The 281-nt window shown below is 67.3% G+C and carries 1 protein-coding gene; it reads left to right on the forward strand.

Annotated elements, in window-relative coordinates; all coding sequences use genetic code 11:
• Positions 1–281: CoA transferase (locus QSV46_RS39545; RefSeq protein WP_314964067.1), on the forward strand; the 281-nt coding region annotated here is incomplete at both ends.

Raw genomic sequence — 281 nt, forward strand, 5'->3', positions numbered from 1 at the left:
ATTTCCGGCTTCGGCCAGACCGGGCCGGAGCGGCTGGGCGCCGGTTATGACGGCAAGATCCAGGCGCTATCCGGCATCATGTCGATCACCGGTCACGCCGAGACCAGGCCGACGCGGGCGGGCTTCGCGGTGTGCGACGTGCTGTCCGGTGCTACCGCAGCCTTTGGCGTGTCGAGCGCGCTGTTCCAGCGTACCCATACCGGCAAGGGCCAGTTGGTCGACGTCTCGATGCTGGAGGCGACGCTGGCGTTTCTGTCCGGGCAGGTCGCGGACTATTCGGT

The sequence above is a fragment of the Bradyrhizobium cosmicum genome, from assembly GCF_032290525.1.
Lineage (GTDB): Bacteria > Pseudomonadota > Alphaproteobacteria > Rhizobiales > Xanthobacteraceae > Bradyrhizobium > Bradyrhizobium cosmicum_A.